The organism is Janthinobacterium sp. HH104 (genome assembly GCF_001758715.1).
Lineage (GTDB): Bacteria > Pseudomonadota > Gammaproteobacteria > Burkholderiales > Burkholderiaceae_D > Janthinobacterium > Janthinobacterium aestuarii.
Window position 1 is genome coordinate 119,320 of sequence record NZ_LRIB01000034.1, and the last position, 20,052, is coordinate 139,371.

Sequence of the window (20,052 nt, forward strand, 5' to 3'; positions counted from 1 at the left end):
ACTCAAATTAAGCCTTTGCGGATTCGGCCAGACTCCATGCCTTGGCTTGCAACGCCTTGGCACGATCGTCGTATTTCGAGTCAACCAACTTCATCTCATCGTCGGTCACATCTTTAAATTCACTTGTAATCAGTTCACGCGCACGGTCCGCAGACAAGGCCAGGATTGCGCCAAATTCGTCGTATGCCAGTGCTGCAAATGCTTCAACGGTCTTGATACCAGCCAGACCCAGCTTGCCGGCGGTAATGCGGTCCATGCCTTCCAGACCCACCAACGCCTCGTCCATGCCTTCCAGACCCTCTTCCGAAGCAATCGCTTCGGTCACGAGCGCATCACGCGCACGGGTACGGAGTTCATTGACGGTATCTTCGTCAAACGATTCGATTTCCAGCATTTCGGAAATTGGCACGTAAGCGATTTCTTCCAGACTGGCGAAACCTTCTTCCACCAGAATATCGGCCACTTCCTGGTCGACATCGAGCTTTTCCATGAACAGGATGCGCACGGCAGCCGTTTCCTGGGCAGCTTTGTCAGCCGATTCTTCGGCCGTCATGATGTTGATCTTCCAGCCGGTCAGGTCCGAGGCCAGGCGCACGTTCTGGCCGGAACGGCCGATCGCGATTGCCAGGTTTTCTTCGTCCACGACGACATCCATCGCGTGTTTTTCTTCATCGACCATGATCGACGACACGTTCGCCGGCGCCAGGGCGCCGATGACGAACTGCGCCGGATCTTCCGACCACAGCACGATGTCGACACGTTCGCCACCGAGTTCGCCGGTCACGGCCTGCACGCGCGAACCGCGCATGCCGACGCAAGTACCGATCGGGTCGATGCGCTTGTCGGCCGTGTAGACGGCGATCTTGGCGCGGACGCCGGCATCGCGGGCTGCGGATTTGATTTCCAGCATGCCTTGCTCGATTTCCGGCACTTCCAGTTCGAACAGCTTCATGATGAATTCCGGCGCGGTGCGCGACAGAATCACTTGCGGGCCGCGCATGTTGCGGTCGATACGCAAGATGAAGGCACGCACACGGTCGCCGATGCGCAGATTCTCTTTCGGGATCATCTGGTCGCGTGGCAGACGCGCTTCGATCTTGCCCGATTCGACGATGGCGTCGCCGCGTTCCATGCGCTTGATGGTGCCGGTGACGAGCGAATCGCCGCGTTCCAGGAAGTCGACCAGGATCTGTTCGCGTTCGGCGTCACGTACGCGCTGCAGGACGACCTGTTTGGTATCCTGGGCGAAACGGCGGCCGAATTCGACGGATTCGATCGGTTCTTCGATATGGTCATCGACTTCGATATCGGCGATCTGTTCTTTTGCCTCGAAATGCAGGATCTCCTGATCCGGCAATTGCAGGCCCGCTTCATCGGGCACGACGTGCCAGCGGCGGAACGATTCGAATTCGCCCGTTTCGCGGTCGATCGAAACGCGGATGTCTACCTCACCCTCATACCGTTTCTTCGTGGCTTGCGCCAACGCGAATTCGAGGGCGCCGAAGACGACATCTTTATCGACGTTTTTTTCGCGCGCCAGCGCGTCAACCAATAATAAAACTTCGCGGCTCATGCTTTGCGTCCCTTAAAAACCACCTGCGGCACCAAGCGTGCCTTATCCACATCGGCGAGCGTAAACTCCAACATCGCCGGACCATCCTTACCTTCAAATTCCAACGACAATTTATCGCCCACGGGTTCTTGCAGAATCCCCTGGAACGATTTCCGGTTGTTCGTACCCGGCATCGCCACAGTCAGCTTGACGATGATTTCCTGGCCTGCGAAACGGACGAAGTCTTCCAGCTTGCGCACCGGACGATCGAGACCCGGGGAAGAAATCTCGAGACGCTCGTAAGGAACGTTCTCTACCGTCAACACATGCGATAACTGGTGACTCACCGTGGCACAGTCTTCGACCGTGATCGGACCTTTTTCAGCGGCATCGGCGGCGCTGAAATCAATAAAGACGCGCAGCAGCCCGCGCTCGGCACGTTCGACATCAACGAGCTCATAGCCCAGACCTGTAACTGTCTTTTCAATTAATCCCAACTGCTGCAAAAAATTCTCCAGAAATAAGGCCCGTTTTCGGCATGACAGCGCCGCAATGAGCGCCGACACCATGCAAAAACACGCATTCAAGTCATATATGGCCCCTTGCGGAGCCATTACAAACGGTTCAACAAAAAAAAAATGGGCATCTGCCCATCTTCTTGTATTTCCCCAACCAGATGAAAGCACTCCCCACCAAACAACCCTGCGGAGAACTTTTATTAGGCTGCAGATTATAACCTCTTATTAACTTCGCCGCAATGCCGCACACGAGGAGCGGCCCGGCTTACAACAGTTACAAGAGCGCGCACCCGCGGCAGATCGGCGGGCGCGCAAGAAGAAACTCTTCCCGATTAACCTTTGCTGCGGCGGCGCGGCATGCCATCCATGCCGCCACGCGGCTGGCCACCGGAACGCGCTTGCCCGCCGGCGCCACCACCCGTATTGCGGCGCGGACCCGTGTTGGCGAAGCCGAATGCCGTTTGCAGCGGATCGGGCTGACGCGGACCGCGCTGCGGCGCGCGGCCTTCGCCGCCACCGGCCGGACGGCCTTGACCCTGGCCTGCCGCACGCGGCGGACGGCCCTGGCCTTGCGGCGCGCCTTCGAACGAGGCCGACGAACGGGGCTGGCCGCCCTGGAACGGGCCTTGCGGCTGGCCACGGCCAGGACCACGGGCTTCACCTGGACGACCGGCGCCGCCTGGACGACCCTGGCCTTGCGGACGGGCAAACTGGCCTTGCGGCTGGCCACGGCGCGGCGCGACCGGGAATGGATCGGCGTTGCGGTTGCTTACATCGATGCGGTTGCCATTCGGCTCGTCATCGCGGCTCGCCTTGCGCGCTTCGCGGCCCTTGGCGGCGCCAGCGGCACGGGGGTCGCCCGATGCCGGCATTTTCTTTTCGATACCGTAGGCGGTCAGCAGGTCGCGCACGGTGTTTTCATCCATCTCTTCCCAGCGGCCGCGTTTCAGGCCGCTCGGCAGGGTCATGGCGCCGTAGCGGGTACGGATCAGGCGCGACACGGTCAGGCCGATCGCTTCGAACATGCGGCGCACTTCGCGGTTACGGCCTTCGCCGATCACCACGCGGTACCACTTGTTGATGCCTTCGCCGCCGCCATCGGCGATCTTCGAGAACTGCGCCAGGCCGTCTTCCAGCTCGACGCCGGCCAGCAGCTTCTGGCGCATGCCCTCTTCCAGCTCGCCCAGGGTACGCACGGCGTACTCGCGGTCGATGCCGTAGCGCGGGTGCATCAGACGGTTGGCCAGGTCACCGGAGGTGGTAAACAGCAGCAAGCCTTCCGTGTTGAAGTCGAGGCGGCCAACGGCCAGCCACTTGCCCGCCTTCATGGTCGGCAGGCGGTCGAACACGGATGGACGGCCGTCCGGGTCGTTGTGGCTGACGATTTCGCCGGCCGGCTTGTGGTAGACCAACACGCGCGGCGGCTTCTTGCTGACGCGGCGCTGGATCAACTTGCCGTTGATACGCACGTGGTCGCTCGGCAGGATGCGCTGGCCGATGTGGGCCGGCTCGCCATTGACGGACACGCGGCCCGAAATGATCAGGTCTTCCATGTCGCGGCGCGAACCGAGACCGGCTTCGGCCAGCACCTTGTGCAGCTTCGGCGCGTCGTCGTCGGACGTCAGGTCGCGGCGCACGGCCACTTTCTGTACGCGGCCCGTGCCGCCCTCTTCGCTGTCGAACGCGTCGGAGGTAACGAACGAGAAGACAGCGTCAGCGTCGCTGAGCTTGCCTGGCGCAGCCTGGCGGCCCTTGCCCTTTTTACGGCTCTTGCCGGCATTCTTGCCGGCGCCCGGCACGTCGTTGCGCGGACCGCGCGGCAGGCGCGGACCGGACACGAGGTTGCCTTCGGCATCGAACACATCGGCGACAGGCGCGGCGGCCTGCTCTGCGACAGGCGCGGCGTCGGCTGCCTGCGGCGCTTCGGCGCGTGGCGGCTGGCGCAGTGCGCGTTCCGCCTGCACGCCACGCATCTGGCGCGGACCACGGGTCGGGCGTGCTTCGGCCGGCTTGTCAGCAACGGCTTCGGGCGCCGTTTCAGCGACGGCGGCAGCAGCCTTGGCGGCAGCGCGGGCGCGCGGCGGACGCGGTGCAGGGGCGGCAACGGCTTCGGCAGCCGCTTCGGCGGCATCGGCCACGGCCTTCAAGGCTGGCTTGGCGCGGGTTTTCTTGGCGGCTGGCGCAGCTTCTGCTTCAGCAGCGACGGGCGCATCGGCGGCCACGTCGGCTTTCGTGCGGCGCTTCGGCTTGGCAGCGGCGGTGTCGCCTGCAGCAACGGCAGCGGCCGTATCAGCTTCGATCTGGGCCTTGGTGCGGCGCTTGGGCTTGGCAACGATGGCTTCGTCGCTGGCGGTAACTGTCTCGGGTGTGTTCGGATTATTCATTCTTCGTTTCTTGGCTGTGCTGACCTGGCGCAGCGTCAACCGTTAGTTCTGGCGCAGGGTCGTGAGTGTAGGCTTCGTCCGTGGGCGAAGCATCGGGGCCGGCATCAAGGCTTGCTGTCACATCTACATCTGTCACAGCCGTATTGCTACCTGCACCAAGCTGGGGGACAAGCTCATTGCTTGCCTTGTCAAAATTTTCCTGCAGGGCCGCTTCCAGGGCTTCGAGCCCATTGCCCTGCATCTCGCTGATTTGCTGCAAAGGCGGCAGCTGGGACAGCGATTGCAAACCCAGGTCATCCAAAAATTGCTTGGTGGTGGCCAGCAAGGCCGGCCGTCCCACCACGTCACGGTAGCCGATGGCATCGACCCAGCCACGGTCTTCCAGCATCTTGATCGTCTGCGAATTGACGGCAACGCCGCGAATTTCCTCGATATCGCCGCGCGTCACCGGCTGGCGGTAGGCGATGATGGCGAGGGTTTCCAAGGTTGCCCGTGAATACTTGGGCGGCCGCTCGGGCGTCAAACGGTCGAGATACATCTTCATTTCCGGGCGGCTTTGAAAGCGCCAGCCCGATGCGAGACTGACGATCTCGATGCCGCGCCCTTCCCATTCATCGCGCAACTCTTCCAGCAACTGCTTGATCGTATCGGCGCCAACGCCGACACCGCGCACGCGACCATTCTCGTCCGCATCGACGAACAGCTTCTTCAAGCTGTGGATCGTCAGCGATTCACGAGCGCACAGCAACGCGGTTTCGAGGACTTTTTTAGCCTCAATTGTATTCATAGCAATTCTGTGCGGATGTGTGTTGCAATTCGTATGCAGAGAAAGAAATCAAAAACGTTCATTTCAACGTAACAGATGGCAGACATCGATGATGACGCCGTGCTGGGTTACTAGTTGAGGCTGTTTTTCCGACGCCTTGGCCGATGCGCGCAAAGCGGGACTAAAGCGGATGCAGTGAAAGTCCTGCCATCCATGGTGCTGGCCTTAAATAACCAGCAATGAAACGAACTCCGGAGCAGCTGCTTTTCCCGTGGCGGCGAACCAGCCAGACAGGAGAGCGACAGTCGTCGTTTCATCCAACGATGCCAATTGTACCTGATAAAAAGCGGAAAAGCGCAAAACCGGGCAAAACACGCGTTTTACCCGGCCCTGGCGCGACACATCGCCCGCTTGCCCGCGTCACAGGGAGGCGAGTTTCTCCGAGAGAATGGCCGATGCGCCCAGGAACGCTGGGTATTGCGCCGTGATGACGAAGGTCGGCACTTGCGAGACGTAATTGGCGAAGCGGCCCTTGCGCTCGAAGCGGGCGCGGAAACCGGAGCGGTCGAAACGCGCGCCCAGGCGTGGCACGATGCCGCCGCCGATATAGATGCCGCCCAGCGCGCCCAGGGTCACGGCGACGTTGCCCGCCACCGTGCCGAGCATGCAGCAGAACGCTTCGATGACGTCGTCGCACAACTGGGATTCGCCGGCCAGCGCGCGGCGCGTGATTTCCGCCGCCGGCAAGTCTTCGGCCGGGACGCCCGCGCGGTCGGCCAGGGCGCGGTAGATCAGTTCCAGGCCATCGCCGGAAATCAGGCGTTCGGCCGAGACGTGCTCGTATTCGCGCCAGGCGAATTGCAGGATGCTCACTTCCACTTCATTGAACGGCGCAAAGCTGACGTGGCCGCCTTCGCTTTGCAGGGCGATCCAGCCGCCGTGCGATGGAATCAGACCCGACACGCCCAGGCCCGTGCCGGCGCCGATCAGGCCGATGGCCGTGTTCGGACGGGCCGTGCCCGCGCCCACCTGGTGCTTTTGCTCGCTCGACAGTTGCGGCAAGGAGCGCGCCAGCGCCGTGAAATCGTTGACCACGTCCAGGGTCGTGAAACCGCACTCTTCGCGCATGGCGCGGATCGAGAACGACCAGTGGTGGTTCGTCATGCTGAGGAAATCGCCGTCGACCGGGTTGGCGATGGCGATCACGGCATGGCGCACGGCTTGCCCGCCGGCGGCAGCGATGTGCGGCAAGGCCAGGTAGGCTTGCAGGGCGGCGGACAGGCTAGGGTAATCGGCACAGGGCAGCACTTCCACCAGGGTGATGTGGCCAGCGGCCACTTCCAAGGCGAAACGGGCATTGGTGCCGCCCACGTCGGCCAGCAGGCGCGGTCCATCGGCGAAGGCGGAAGTCGGCAGTACGGGAGAAGACGAAGCGCTCATGATTTTAAATGATGAAGTGGGACGCATGGGACGCCAAGCTTAAAGGATGAATGCGCCCGGAGGCAAGCAAAGTTTGTAGTTTAAGTACATCAAAACAAGCCTTTATTGGTAGTTCCACTCCAAATGCAACAGGCAACGCCAAAATTGCTTAGAAACAATGATTTATAGTAAGTGCTCGCACTCACCAGGCACACGAAAAGCATGCTGCACAGCAGCAGGAGCCGCCTTGAAAACACAGTATGCCGGAGTTTGCGCAAAGCCGCTTTGTACGCGGCGGCGCGGGTGCGGCGCCGCCGTCCTGACGCTGCCGCAAAGCGGTTTTCGTATTATTACTACCGGTTTTTGACTGCCCGCCTGGCGAGCAGGAAGCAGCGCAATCAGGAGGGCAAGCCTTCGCCCAGCAGGCTGGCGGGCGCCGGCTGGTCCGAGCGGTAGGCGGCATTCCAGGCGTCCAGGCCGCCATGCAGAGGCTTGGCGCGGTGAAAGCCGTGCTGGTGCAGCAGTTTGGCCACTTGCGCGGCCGTCACGTCGTTGGGACAGCTGCAATACACGATGATGTGGCGGTCCTTGTCCATGGCGATCATGGCGGGCACCGGCTCCTTGCCATTGAAGAACAAGGCGCCCGGTACGGCCGGTTCCAGCGCCTGGGCCGTGGCACTGCGCGCATCGACCATCAGCGGCTCCTCGCCCTGCTCTATGAGTTCGAGCAATTCATCGATGCCGATGCGCTCGATCTGCAAGGCCTGGCGGAAACGCCGGCGTTCGAGGAATTTGTACAGCAGGAACAAGCCCAGCAAGGTGGCCAGCATCAGCAAGGCCGTGCTGCCCATGGTGCTGAGCAAGTCGAGCACCTGCTGCACGCTGGCATGGAAGATCACGCCGACGACGATGCCCGTACCGCTCCACAGCAAGGCGCCCAGGCCCGCGTACAGGAAGAACAGACCAGGCGGCGTACCCAGCGCGCCCGACATCGGTGCGGCGACGGTATTGAAGCCCGGCACGAACTTGGACACGATTAAGGCTTTCGGGCCCCAGCGCTTGAATTTGTCTTCCGTCTGGCTGACGCAGTAATCGGGCGAGAGGGAGATGCGGCACAGCAGCCGCAGGATGCGCTTGCCGAAATGACGGCCCGCGCGGAACCACGTGAAGTCGCTGATCAGGCAGGCGCCCAGGGCGGCGGCCAGCACCAGCGCCCCATTCATGTCGCCATCGACGGCCAACGCCCCTGCCACCACGAGGATGGGAAAGGCGGGAATCGGCAGGCCGAGCTGCTCCACCAGCACGATGCCAAAGACGATCAGGACACCGTAATGTTCGAGCAGATAAATGAGGTTGGGCATGGTCGCTATCTTACCGTAAAAAGTCCCTTACAATTGCACGCCCTTCGGTATGGCGCTGAGCAGGGTACGCGTGTACGGATGCACGGGATTGCGGTACAGCTCATCCGAATCGGCCAGCTCCACCACTTGCCCCTTGTGCATCACCATCACCTGGTCGGCGATGTATTTCACCACCGATAAGTCGTGCGAAATGAAGATGTAGGACAGGCCGAATTCATCCTGCAAGTCCTGCAACAGATTGAGCACCTGCGCCTGCACCGACACGTCCAGCGCCGACACGGATTCGTCGCAGACGAGGATTTCCGGCTGCATGGTCAGGCAGCGGGCAATGGCGATGCGCTGGCGTTGACCACCCGAGAACTCGTGCGGATAGCGGTGGAAGGCCTGTTCCGGCAAGCCGACCTTATCGAGCAGCCAGTAGGCCTTGGCGATGCGTTCCTTGTCATCGGCGCCGATGCTGTGGATGCGCATCGGTTCGAGCAATATCTGTCCGACGGTAAACCTGGGATTCAAGGACGCATACGGATTCTGGAAGATGATCTGGATGCGGCGTTTATACGGCAAATACTCCTTGTTCGGCATGGCAATCAGGTCCTTGCCGTGGAACATGGCCGTGCCGCCCGTCGCCTGGTGCAGGCGCAGCAGGGTCAGGCCCACCGTCGTCTTGCCGGAGCCGGATTCGCCCACCACGCCCAGGGTCTTGCCGCGCGGCAAAGTGAACGACACATCCTTGACGGCCTGGAACTCGCGTTTGCCGAACAGGCCTTCGCGCGTATAAAAACTTTTGCTCAGGTTATTTACCACCAGCACCGGTTCGTCACCGGGCGTGTAGCCGCGCGTGCGCTGCTTCACCTCGACGCCGGGACCGGCCTTGCCTTCCATGTAATCGGCAATCACGGGCAGGCGCCACGGGCGCTCATCCAAGGACGGGCGGCAATGCAGCAGGGCCTTGGTATAACTGTCTTGCGGCGCTTCGAATACCTGGCGCACCTCGCCCGTTTCGCGCACTTCGCCATGGCGCATGACGATCACCTGGTCGGCGATCTCTCCCACCAGGCCCAGGTCATGGGTAATGAACAGCACGGACATCTGATGTTTCTTTTGCAGCGCCGCGATCAAGTCCATGATCTGCTTCTGGATCGTCACGTCCAGCGCCGTCGTCGGTTCGTCGGCGATCAAGAGTTTCGGTTCGCAGGCGATCGCCATGGCGATCATCACGCGCTGCTGCTGGCCGCCCGACATTTGGCTCGGGTAGGCATCGATCTTGGTGGCCGGGTCGGGAATGCCCACTTCCTCGAGCAGCGCCAGCGTACGCGCCCGCGCCTGCTTGCGGTTCATGCCCATGTGCTGGCGCAACACTTCCGCGATCTGGAAACCGACGGTGAACACGGGGTTCAGCGACGACATCGGCTCCTGGAAGATCATCGAAATGTCCTTGCCGCACATGGTGCGCCGCTCGGCGATAGACAATTTGAGCAGGTCGCGCCCGCCAAAATGGATGCTCGAGGCGGGATCGATGATGGTGTTATCCGGCGGCAGCAGGCCCATCACGGCCAGCGAACTGACGGACTTGCCGCTGCCCGATTCGCCCACCAGCGCGACAGTGCTGTTGCGCGGCACGTTGAACGAGATGCCCTTGACGGCTTCGAACGTGGTCTTCTTGTCCAGGCGGAAGGTGACGCGCAGATCGCGCACTTCCAACAGGTTATTCTGGTCCATGAGCAACTCCTATTTCACTTTGGGGTCGAGCGCATCGCGCAAGGCATCGGTAAACAGCGAGAACGCCGTCACCAGCACGGCCATCGCCGTGGCGGCGGCTGTCAGCTGCCACCATTTGCCCAGGATCAGTTCATTTTGTGCCTCGTTAAGCATGCTGCCCCACGAGACGGTACCCACCGGTACGCCAAAGCCGAGGAAGCTCAGAATCACTTCGGCCTTGATGAAGCCCACCACGAGGATGGACATCTGCACCAAAGCCACGTGGCTGACGTTGGGGAAGATGTGCGAGAACATCTTGCGCCAGTGCGAGGCGCCGATGGCGTCGGCCGCCATCACGTATTCACGCGCCTTGTGCTTGATGTATTCGGCGCGGATCAAGCGGTACGGCCCCGTCCAGCCCGTCAAGCCGAGGATCAGCACGATGGTCAGCACGCCCTTCTGTTGCAGCACGGCCGCCACCGTCAAGATCATCAGGATGGATGGAATCGACGTAAAGATGCTGTAAAACCAGTTGAAGAAATCATCGACAACGCCGCCGAAGTAGCCGGACACGGCGCCAAACAAGGTGCCCAGCACGACGGCCAGCAAGGCTGCCACCAGGCCCACGACGATCGACGTTTCGCCGCCCTTGATGGTTTTCTGGATGATGTCATGGCCCCACTTGTCGGCGCCGAACGGCAACGTTGCCGCCTTGTGCGTGACGAGTTTCTTGGCCTTGCCCATGCTGGCGCGCAAGGCCGTCAAGTCGTCGGCCAGCGGGTCTGCGACGCCGTACATTTCCACGCCGGCCGATGGATTGCTGCCCATCTGGGCGCGCAGTTCGGCGATGTCGTCGGCCAAAGGATCAAGCACGTTGACGGGTGTCGGCGCGCTGCGCTCGTCCGGCGCATGTATCGCGCCATCGGCGGCGCCGTCCTTGTCGGCGCCGACAAACGTGGGCGGCGCGTAGCTGACGGCCACTTCGTCTTCCCAGTTCGAGGCGACCAGGCCGCTGGCGGAGGCCAGCACCAGCAGGAAAAAGGCGCCGACCACGGCCAGCGATACCATTGCAATCTTGTCGCCGCGCAAACGGCGCCACGCCAGGGCCCACAGGCCGGGCGATGTATGAGGTTTCGACATCGTCTCTTTCTACTTCAGTTGTACGCGAGGATCGACCGCCTGGTACAGCAGGTCGGTGAGCAGGTTGAAGAGCATGGTGGCGGCGGCAACATACACGGTGATCGCCTTGATCACCGGAAAGTCGCTGCGCTCGACGGCCAGGATCACTTCACGCCCGATACCGGGTATGCCGAAGAAGCGCTCGAGCAGGAAAGCGCCGATCAGCAGGGCCGGCAAGTTCGACATCACATAGGTAATGATGGGAATGGCGGCGTTGCGCAGCACGTGCACCCACATGATGCGGCCTTCCTTGAGGCCCTTGGCGCGCGCCGTGCGCACGTAATCCTGGTTCGCCTCGTCCAGCACGAAGGTGCGGAACAGGCGCAGGGTCGGCGCGATCGAGACGGCCAGGCCGATCAGAATCGGCAAGGTCGAATAGCGCAGCAGGTTTTCCCAGAAGCTGTCGCCCCAGCCCTGCACGGGGAACAGGCCCAGTTTATAAGCAAAGCCATACTGGAAGACGATGATGTAGACGAGGATGGAAATCGACATGCCCACCGTGCAGGCGATCATGACGGCGCGGTCCGTCAGCGAACCGCGCACGAAAGCGATGGCCAGCGCCAGCGCCACGCCAAAAAATGTTTCCAGCACGGTCAGCGGGATCAGGACCATCATCGACGGGCCCAGGCGCGAGGTGATGATGTGCGACACGGATTCGCCCGTGGCCCAGCTCTGGCCGAAGTCGAACGTGACGATCTGCTTGATGAATATCCACAGTTGCACGTAATACGGCTGGTCGACGCCGAGCTGGCGGCGGATGTTGGCGATGCTTTCCGCACTCGACATCTTGCCCGCCAGGATATAGGCGGGGTCGCCGCCTACCCAGTTAAACAGGATAAACACCAGCAGGACGACGCCCAGCATGGTGGGCAGCATCTGCCACAGGCGGCGCAGGATATAAGCAAACATAATGATTCCCTAGCGTTATAAGCTGCGTTTATTTGGCGGCTGGCGCCGGAACCGGCGCACCGTTGCTGTCGATATCCATGTACGCCCACTCCTGGAACAGGATCGGGTGCTTCTTGTAGCCGAGCACCGACTTTTGCGCCAGCATGTTGCGGTAGCGCGCATAGCCGATCAGGGCGCCCGCGTTTACTTCCAGGCGGCGCGCCATCTTGTGGAACAGCTCGTCGCGCTCGGGGCTGGCCGGCATGGCCTGGCTGGCCGCGTACCACTTGTCGTATTCGGGATCTTGGTAGCAGCCATTGTTGTTCTGGTGCGTGTTCGGGCCGTAGAACAGCTGCATGAAGTTGTCGCCGTCCGGATAGTCGGCCAGCCACGGCGCCGTGCGCGTCTGCATCTTGCACTGCTTTTCCGTCTTTAAAATGTCGGAAAAGATCATGCGGTCGTTTTCCATGCGGATGCCCAGCGAGTTGTAGGTCTTGCGCCACATTTCCGCCTGCAGCACGCCATTGGCTTCATTGCGCGAAGCGTAGCGGATCAGCAGCGGCTTACCGTCCGGCAAAGTACGCCAGCCATCGGCGCCCTTCTTGTAGCCGAATTTGTCGAGCAATTTGTTTGCCAGCACGGGATCGTATTGCAGCAGGGATTTGTAGTGAGGATCGTAGCCGACGACGCCGGGCGGGATCGGATAGTCGAGGCGCTTGGCCTGGCCATTCCAGATGATGCGGATTTCTTCGTCAATATTGTGTGCCATGGCAATGGCACGGCGCAGGGCGATCTTTTCCTTGCTGAAACCGCCCAAGGTCGGATCTTCCATATTCCAGTAGTAATAGCTGATCTCGGGATCAAGCAGGCGCGACAGTTGCACGCCCTTCTCCGCCAGTTCGGGACGCAGCTTGCCGTTGAGCAGCGCTTTCGGCGCCAGCGGGCCATCGAGCCAGAACACGTCCGTGCCGCCGCTCTGGAACGACAGCCAGCGCGACTGGTCTTCGATCATGACGGAAATTTCAATGCGGTCGATGGCGGGAATGCGCTTGCCCTGCATCTGGCGCACGATGCGCTGGTCGTCCGGGTCGTCGCCAGCCAGGAAATTCCACGTTTCCGGCAAGTGCTGCGGGTTGCGGTTCAACACGATGCGGTTGCCGCGCGTCCATTCGCCCAAGGTGTAGTAGCCGGTACCGACGGGATTCGAACCCACTTCGCCCTTCACGTCGCCATACTTTTCCACCACTTCGCGCGCCACGGCGGACGTCGGCACGTAGGCGAGGATCATGGGGAAATTGAAATCGGTCTTGGTGAGGGTCACGCGCAGGGTGTACGGGTCGAGGATTTCCAGGCCGGCCACCTTCTTGCTGTAGTCGAGCTTGTTCGACTTGGCCGCATCCTTGGCCAGGTCGTCGAGTCCCACTACCTTGCCTTCGAACAGCCAGCTGTGCGGCGAGGCCAGGCGCGGGTCGAACAAACGCTTCCACGAATACACGTAGTCGGCCATCGTCAGTTCGCGGCGCTTGCCGCCGAATGCGGGGTCGGGCGTGTAATACATGCCTTTCTTCAGGCGGATGGTGTAGGTCTTGCCGTCGGCGGACACTTCCGGCATCGCGGCCGCCGCACCGGGCACCACCTTGACGGGGCGCGCCAGGTAATCATAGGTGTACAGGGTGTCGAAGACGGCCTGCGTGATGTGGTTCGAATACAGGTCGCGCGCGGTGGCCGGATCGAAGCCCGTCTCGGCGGCCGGCAGGATATAGCGCAAGGTTTTCACCGGCGCGGCTGCGGCAGCAGGGGTAGCATCGGCGGCAACGGCCGCCAGCGGCAGGGTGGCCAGGCAGGCGAGCAGCGCCACGCGCCGCATCCATGGTGACTTCATGTAATACCCTTCATCTCGATTATCTGTCGCACCGTATTGGTGCGCTTGTACTGGCTTCCCCCTGGGATACAGGATTCCACCGCCAAAACCAGTCCATCCTCGCAAGATCTATGCCTTGTTCATGGCCAGCCGCGTCTACATACGGGCGAGCCGGAAAAAGGCGTAACGATAACGCATATTCTGTTCGCCGGGCGAAAAGCCGCAGCGCTGGCGTGACGCGCAGCCACGGCCGCCAGCCTCGCGGGGAGAATCTTCCGCAGCGCAGCATAGACAGGCGGCGCCCATGAAAAATCGGCCTGCCAGTACCCCTTATGGTTGCCAATGACAGCTGTTTTTATGGCAGTACGGAAAATACGCATCGCACTGCAACATTAAAATAATTGCAATTATTGAAACGCATCAACATGATAAAAAACACTGTTGTTTCCATGCTGAAAGCAGATGTGTGCGCGTTGACAAGGTTTCTCGGCAAGTGGTCTTATCAATCACGACGGCTCACACGATATGCCGTTTGATCCATGGCGATTGCCGACGCAGCAATCTTTATCACCCTGGCAAAGCTGTGCCGCACAAGGGCCGGCCGAGCACACTTTCGGAGTTCTGAGAATGATGATGGAAACAGTGATGTCCCGCTCCGTACGCCTGATTTTTTCGGGTAGCGTAGCAGCGCTCAGCCTGGGCATGATGGCGGCGCCGGCAATGGCGCAAGACGCCAATGTACAACGTGTGGAAATTACAGGCTCGAGCATCAAACGGGCCACGGCCGAGACCGCATCGCCGGTCCAGGTCATCAGCCGCGACGACTTGATGAAATCGGGCAAGGCCACCGTCGCCGAATACCTGCAAACGCTGACCGCCGATGGCGCCGGCTCCCTGCCGACGGGCTTCGGCAACGGCTTTGCCGCCGGTTCCACGGCCATCTCGCTGCGCGGCCTGGGCGCCACCTCGACCCTGGTCCTGCTCAATGGCCGCCGCATGGCGCCGTTCGCGCGCGCCGATGACGGCCAGAAGAGCTTTACCGACCTGTCCACAGTGCCGATGCAGATCGTCGAGCGCATCGAGATCCTGAAAGACGGCGCCTCGTCGACCTATGGCGCGGACGCCATCGCCGGCGTCGTCAACATCATCCTGCGCAAGGACTTCGAGGGCCTGACCCTGAAAGGCGACACGGGCATCTCGGGAGACAGCGACGCCAAGCAGCACCGCGCCTCGCTGACTTTCGGCAAGGGCAACCTCGATACGGATAAATTCAACTTCGTCGTCAATGCCGAATACAGCAAATCGGACATGCTGATGAACAGCGACCGCGCCGGCCGCAAATGGATAGGCAAGGCCGACCTGCGCCCGTATGGCTATGCGATCAACACCCAGTTCGCCGGCGGCTACATCAATGGCAACAACGATGCGAATGCGGCACCGACAGGCCTGATCCGCGACCCCGTCACCAACAACTATGTGTCCCTGCCCGGCTGCTCGAGCTTGTCCGTGTCGTCGCCGCAAGATCCGAAAGGCGGCTGTTTGTGGCACCACGACCAGTTCCGCGCGATGCAGCCGAAGATCGAATCGATCAACCTGTACACGCGCGGCACCTGGCAAGTCAATGCCGACACCCAGGTGTATGCGGAAGCGGGCTACTCGAAGCGCGATACGGCGTTCGCCATGATACCGCCGTCGGTCACGCCCACCGTCGCCTTCCCGCCGAACGCCGGCAACAAGGCGGGCGTCATCAACTACGCCACCGGCACCGGCACCAGCATCGTGCTGGCCGCCAACCACCCGCAAAATCCGTATGGCGTGCCGGTGCGCGTGCGCTACCAGGCGTTCGACGTGGGCGCCAGCACGCGCACGGCCAACAACGAGTTCAACCGCATCGTACTCGGCGTCAAGGGCAACGCCATGGGCTGGGACTACGATGCCGGCTATACGCATTCGGAATCGAAACTGCACCTCGATTACAGCAACATGCTGAACATGGCCGTCGTCAAGGATGCGCTGGGCAATCCGAACAGCCAATATTTCCCTTACTACATCGGCGCGCAGGCGGGCAAGAATCCCGCATCGCTGTACGCGGCCATGGTGACGAACGCCACCTCCGATTCCACGACCAAGCTCGACATCATCGACTTCAAGGCCACGCGCGAACTGATGCAGTTGCCCGGTGGCGCCATGGGCCTGGCGATCGGCGCGGAACACCGCCGCGACAAGCTCGACAATCCATCGCTGACGGGCACGGAAGACGGTTCCATCAACGCCAGCTATGTGGCGGCCAAGGGCGACAGCAAGGTCTCGGCCGTGTTCCTCGAAGTGCTGGCGCCCGTCATCAAGACGGTGGAACTGTCGGGCGCCTTGCGTTACGACAAATACGACCGTTTCTCGTCGACCACGCCGAAACTGGGCGCCAAGTGGACGCCGCTGAAAACCTTCGCCGTGCGCGGCACGTATTCGGAAGGCTTCCGCGCACCGGGCCCGGCCGAAAGCAATGCCGATTCGCAATCGACGGGCACCTCGACCGTGAGCGATCCCGTGCGCTGCCCGGGCGGCACCCGCCTGCCGGGCGCCAATGCCAGCGACTGCGAACTGCAAGTGGCGGCCGTCAAGGTCGGCGACCCCAGCCTCAAGCCGGAAAAATCCAAGGGCTACACCCTGGGCCTCGTGTGGGATCCGTTCAACGATACCAGCCTGTCGCTCGATGCCTGGAAGATCAAGCGTGAAAACGAGATCAATCCGCTGCCGTACAACGAAGCAGCCGCCCTGCCGACAGCCATCCGCGCCGACAACAACCTGACCATCAACGGCGTCGTCACGCCGAACACGGGCACCTTGCTGATCACCAAGGCGCCGTACCGCAACTCCAGCTTCACGGAGATCAAGGGTATCGACCTGGATGTCAAGCAGCGCGTGCGCCTGGGCGACTACGGCCGCGCCACGTTCGGCCTGACCTGGACCCATATCGCTTCGTGGGTACGGGCCGAGTCGTCCACCGTGCGCTACCAATTCGCCGGCACGCATGGCAATTGCGACACGTCCAACTGCGCCGGCACGCCGAAGGACAAGATCAATCTGACCGGCTCGTGGGACCTGGGCAACTGGAACGTCAGCGGCGTGCTGAACTACCGTTCGGACATGAAGAACATCCTGTTTGAAGGCAAGCCGTGCGCTTCCAAGCTGGCCGACGGCACCGCGGCGCCGAACGGTTGCAAGCTCGCCTCGTTCACCACGCTCGACCTGTCGAGCCGCTGGAACGTCAACAAGCAGTTGCAATTGTTTGCCTCGATCAACAACGTGACCGACAAGATCGCGCCGCTCGACCCGCTGACCTACGGCGGCATGAGCTACAACCCGATGGATGCCAGCGGCGCCATCGGCCGCTACTTCAAACTGGGCGCCAGCTACAAGTTCTTCTAAGCCGACATCCGTATCCTGACGCAAGGCGGTGAGCAATCACCGCCTTTTTTTTCGCCCGGACTGTGGCGCCAGGTCGCTCATCCGCACAGCTCTTGTGCCAGCACAAACCTTAGCTGCTGCGCGCCTGTAAAACTCCCTTGCAGGCCACTTGGCCAAACCCACGCCACAGGAGTGTCAGATGACGCAAACCCGTAGTCCCTCCCCCACCTTGCGCCTGCTGTGCGCAGCCTTGCTCGGCGCGTATGGCCATGCGGCCATGGCGCAGGACACCGGCACCGCCGGCGAGCCCGCCGCCATGCAGAGAGTCGAAGTCACCGGTTCCTCCATCAAGCGCCTCGTCTCGGAAACGGCGACGCCCTTGTCCATCTTCAAGGCCGAGGATTTCGCCAAGCAGGGCTTGACGACGGCCCAGGAAGTGCTGAGCAAGATACCCTCGAACGCGTCGAGCATGGGCAGCGGCAATGCAGTCGGTGGCAATACCAGCGGCTTGCCCACGGGCGGTCAGGCCAGCGCCGACTTGCGCGGCCTGGGCGGCGACAAGACCCTGGTACTGCTCAACGGCCGGCGCATCGCCAACCATCCGTATGACGGCGCCAGCGTCGACCTGAACATCATCCCGATCGCCGCCCTGGAGCGTGTCGAAGTGCTGCGCGACGGCGCCTCGGCCATCTACGGCACGGACGCCATCGGCGGCGTCATCAACTTCATCACGAAGCGCTCCGTCAACGTCACGAATATCACCGCCGAGGTCGTCTCGCCCGAACACAAGGGCGGCGGCGAGCACCGCATCAACCTGTCAACGGGTTTCGGCAAGCTCGACACGGACGGCTACAATATTTTCGGCGTGCTCGACTACCATAAGCAAAAAGTGCTGACGTCGCAGGACCGTGACTTTTCCAAGACCGGCATCATCCCCTCGCGCGGGCTGTCCATTACCAGCGGCACGACTTTCCCCGGCAACTACTTCGATGCGGCGGCCAATGGCGGCGACGGCTTGGCCGGCAATCCCTACGCGGCCAGCGGTTGCCTGCCGCCCTTGTCGGTGGCAGCCGCCAACGGCACCTGCCGCCAGGATTACACGCGCCAGATCGACAACCTGCCCGCACAGGAACAGCTGGCATTCTTCGGCAAGGGCGCCTTCAAGCTCGGTGGCGGCCATTTGGCCACGGTGGAATACCTGCATTCGGAAAACAAGGTGAAGGCACGCACGGCGCCGCCGCCGCAAACGGGCTTGATCCTGCCCAGCACCAGTCCATACTATCCGGGCAATGCGGGCGGCGTGCCGGCCCAGCCGGGCCTGTCGGGCCAGCCACTGAGCGTCAACTGGCGCCCCGTGGAAGTAGGCCAGCGGCAGATCGATTCGGATGGCAAGGCGGACCGCTTGGTGCTGGCGCTCGAAGGCGAGCTGTCCGGCTGGGACTACAAGACGGGCCTGAGCCACGCGATCAGCAAGTCGTCGGAAAAGTTCACGGGCGGCTATGTGCAGGATGCGGGCTTTGCCGCCGGCGTGTTGAACGGCATCCTGAACCCGTTCGGCGTGCAGGACGCGGCCGGCAAGGCTTACCTGGACAGCACCGCCCTGCGCGGCGAGGTGCAGAACGCCAAGGTCACCACCACGGGCTTCGACATCAAGGGCAGCCGCGAACTGATGCAGCTGGCCGGCGGCCCGTTGGCCATCGCTTTGGGTGGCGAAGTACGGCACGAAAAGGCCGACTTCAATGTCAACCGCGATATCGCCGGCCAGGCCGCCAGTTCCGGCTTGTCCGGCTCGCTGTCGAAGAGCGGCTCGCGCACGATCCAGGCCGTCTTCGGCGAAGTCAACCTGCCCTTGATCAAGGATCTGGAAGTGCAGCTGGCCGCCCGCTTCGACCACTACAGCGACGTGGGCAGCACCACCAATCCGAAGCTGGCCCTGCGCTACCAGGCCAGCAGCGCGCTGGTGCTGCGCGGCTCGGCCAGCACGGGTTTCCGCGCTCCCACCTTGTTTGAAAAGAATGCGCCGCCATCGAAGAACGACACCAACGATACCTACGACGACCCCATCCTGTGCCCGGGCGGCGTGCCGCAGCCCGGCGCCAATCCCCTGCGCGATTGCGACTTGCAGCAATTCAAGCTGCAAGGCGGTAATGAAAACCTGAAACCGGAAAAATCCACCACCTTCGCCGTCGGCCTCGTGCTCGAACCGATCAAGGAAGTCACGCTCGCCATCGATTACTGGAACATCCATTTGAAGGACAAGATTTCGTCCTTGCCCGAGCAATCAATCTTCGGCAACTACGAAAAATACAAGGCTTTGTTCCTGCGCAATCCCGATGGTTCGCCCTACGCCATCCTGGACTTGAACGACAACCTCGGCGAAGTGAAAACGGACGGCATCGACGTCAGCCTGAATGCGCGCCTGGCCCGAGGCGCGTATGGCGATGTCAGCGTGTCGGTCGATGGCACGTGGACCCACAAGTATGACTATCAGAACGAGCGCGGCGGCGAATTCATTGCCAACGTGGGCCGCTACGCGGACAACAATCCCGTGTTCCGCTGGAAACATACGGCGGCGCTGAACTGGCGCCTGGGCAACTGGGGCGCCACCGTGTCGCAATCGTTCAAGTCCGGCTACACGGACCAGAATCTGGTCGAGCCGCCATACCGCCACGATGTGCCGCCATACAGCCTGCTCAACGTGTCGGGCAGTTACATGTGGAAAGGCTTGTTGCTGACGGCTGGCGTGAAAAACCTGCTGGACAGGGAACCGCCATTCTCGAACCAGGGCACCCTGTTCCAGAAAGGCTATGACCCGCGCTATACGGACCCGATCGGGCGCGCCTACTACTTGCGCGGCAGCTATACGTTTTAAGGAGAATGACGAAAGAAAGACAAACCAGACAGCGCTGGCCAGCGTGTGCCAGCCATGCCAAAGACGGCGCCATCAGCGATGATGTGCGCCGTTTTATTTTACGCATCTGAGCAGGGCTGACAAGGGTCCGCGATACTTTATTGCTGAAG

12 protein-coding genes are annotated in these 20,052 nt (G+C 61.7%); 2 read left to right on the forward strand and 10 right to left on the reverse strand.

From position 1 onward, the window contains the following. Positions 1 to 7: 7 nt before the first annotated feature. The 10 genes from nusA to JAB6_RS14175 form a co-directional block, all read right to left on the reverse strand. Positions 8 to 1,573, reverse strand: a complete 1,566-nt coding sequence (nusA, locus tag JAB6_RS14130) for a transcription termination factor NusA (RefSeq protein ID WP_034760148.1) — start codon at positions 1,571 to 1,573, stop codon at positions 8 to 10. Continuing rightward, positions 1,570 to 2,058 carry a ribosome maturation factor RimP gene (rimP, locus tag JAB6_RS14135; protein WP_034760462.1) on the reverse strand — a complete coding sequence of 163 codons (489 nt, stop codon included), beginning with the start codon at positions 2,056 to 2,058 and terminating at the stop codon, positions 1,570 to 1,572. The genes nusA and rimP overlap by 4 nt, the downstream gene beginning before the upstream one ends. A gap of 344 nt (positions 2,059 to 2,402) precedes the next feature. Then, on the reverse strand, positions 2,403 to 4,454 hold the full coding sequence (gene rluB / locus JAB6_RS14140; RefSeq protein ID WP_070303332.1) for a 23S rRNA pseudouridine(2605) synthase RluB: 2,052 nt from the start codon (positions 4,452 to 4,454) through the stop codon (positions 2,403 to 2,405). Beyond that, positions 4,447 to 5,241: an SMC-Scp complex subunit ScpB gene (gene scpB / locus JAB6_RS14145; RefSeq protein ID WP_034760153.1), complete on the reverse strand. Its 795-nt coding sequence runs from the start codon at positions 5,239 to 5,241 to the stop codon at positions 4,447 to 4,449. The genes rluB and scpB overlap by 8 nt, the downstream gene beginning before the upstream one ends. 399 nt (positions 5,242 to 5,640) lie before the next feature. Further along, positions 5,641 to 6,660: a glucokinase gene (locus JAB6_RS14150; RefSeq protein WP_034760157.1), complete on the reverse strand. Its 1,020-nt coding sequence runs from the start codon at positions 6,658 to 6,660 to the stop codon at positions 5,641 to 5,643. Between the two features lie 377 nt (positions 6,661 to 7,037). Beyond that, positions 7,038 to 8,000 carry a VTT domain-containing protein gene (locus JAB6_RS14155; protein WP_070303333.1) on the reverse strand — a complete coding sequence of 321 codons (963 nt, stop codon included), beginning with the start codon at positions 7,998 to 8,000 and terminating at the stop codon, positions 7,038 to 7,040. 27 nt (positions 8,001 to 8,027) lie between these two features. Further along, the gene (locus JAB6_RS14160) at positions 8,028 to 9,719 is read right to left on the reverse strand and encodes an ABC transporter ATP-binding protein (RefSeq protein WP_070303334.1); all 1,692 of its coding nucleotides are present in this window, start codon (positions 9,717 to 9,719) and stop codon (positions 8,028 to 8,030) included. A gap of 9 nt (positions 9,720 to 9,728) precedes the next feature. After that, positions 9,729 to 10,838, reverse strand: a complete 1,110-nt coding sequence (locus tag JAB6_RS14165) for an ABC transporter permease (protein ID WP_070303335.1) — start codon at positions 10,836 to 10,838, stop codon at positions 9,729 to 9,731. A 9-nt stretch (positions 10,839 to 10,847) separates the two neighbouring features. Continuing rightward, the gene (locus tag JAB6_RS14170) at positions 10,848 to 11,786 is read right to left on the reverse strand and encodes an ABC transporter permease (RefSeq protein ID WP_034760169.1); all 939 of its coding nucleotides are present in this window, start codon (positions 11,784 to 11,786) and stop codon (positions 10,848 to 10,850) included. Positions 11,787 to 11,814: 28 nt separating this feature from the next. Continuing rightward, the gene (locus tag JAB6_RS14175; protein ID WP_070303336.1) at positions 11,815 to 13,647 is read right to left on the reverse strand and encodes an ABC transporter substrate-binding protein; all 1,833 of its coding nucleotides are present in this window, start codon (positions 13,645 to 13,647) and stop codon (positions 11,815 to 11,817) included. Between the two features lie 624 nt (positions 13,648 to 14,271). On the opposite strand from JAB6_RS14175, the gene JAB6_RS14180 reads away from it, so the two are divergent. Further along, complete coding sequence (locus JAB6_RS14180; protein WP_083292722.1) at positions 14,272 to 17,052, forward strand: TonB-dependent receptor; 2,781 nt, start codon at positions 14,272 to 14,274, stop codon at positions 17,050 to 17,052. 178 nt (positions 17,053 to 17,230) lie between these two features. After that, positions 17,231 to 19,903: a TonB-dependent receptor gene (locus JAB6_RS14185; RefSeq protein WP_083292723.1), complete on the forward strand. Its 2,673-nt coding sequence runs from the start codon at positions 17,231 to 17,233 to the stop codon at positions 19,901 to 19,903. Positions 19,904 to 20,052: the final 149 nt, after the last annotated feature.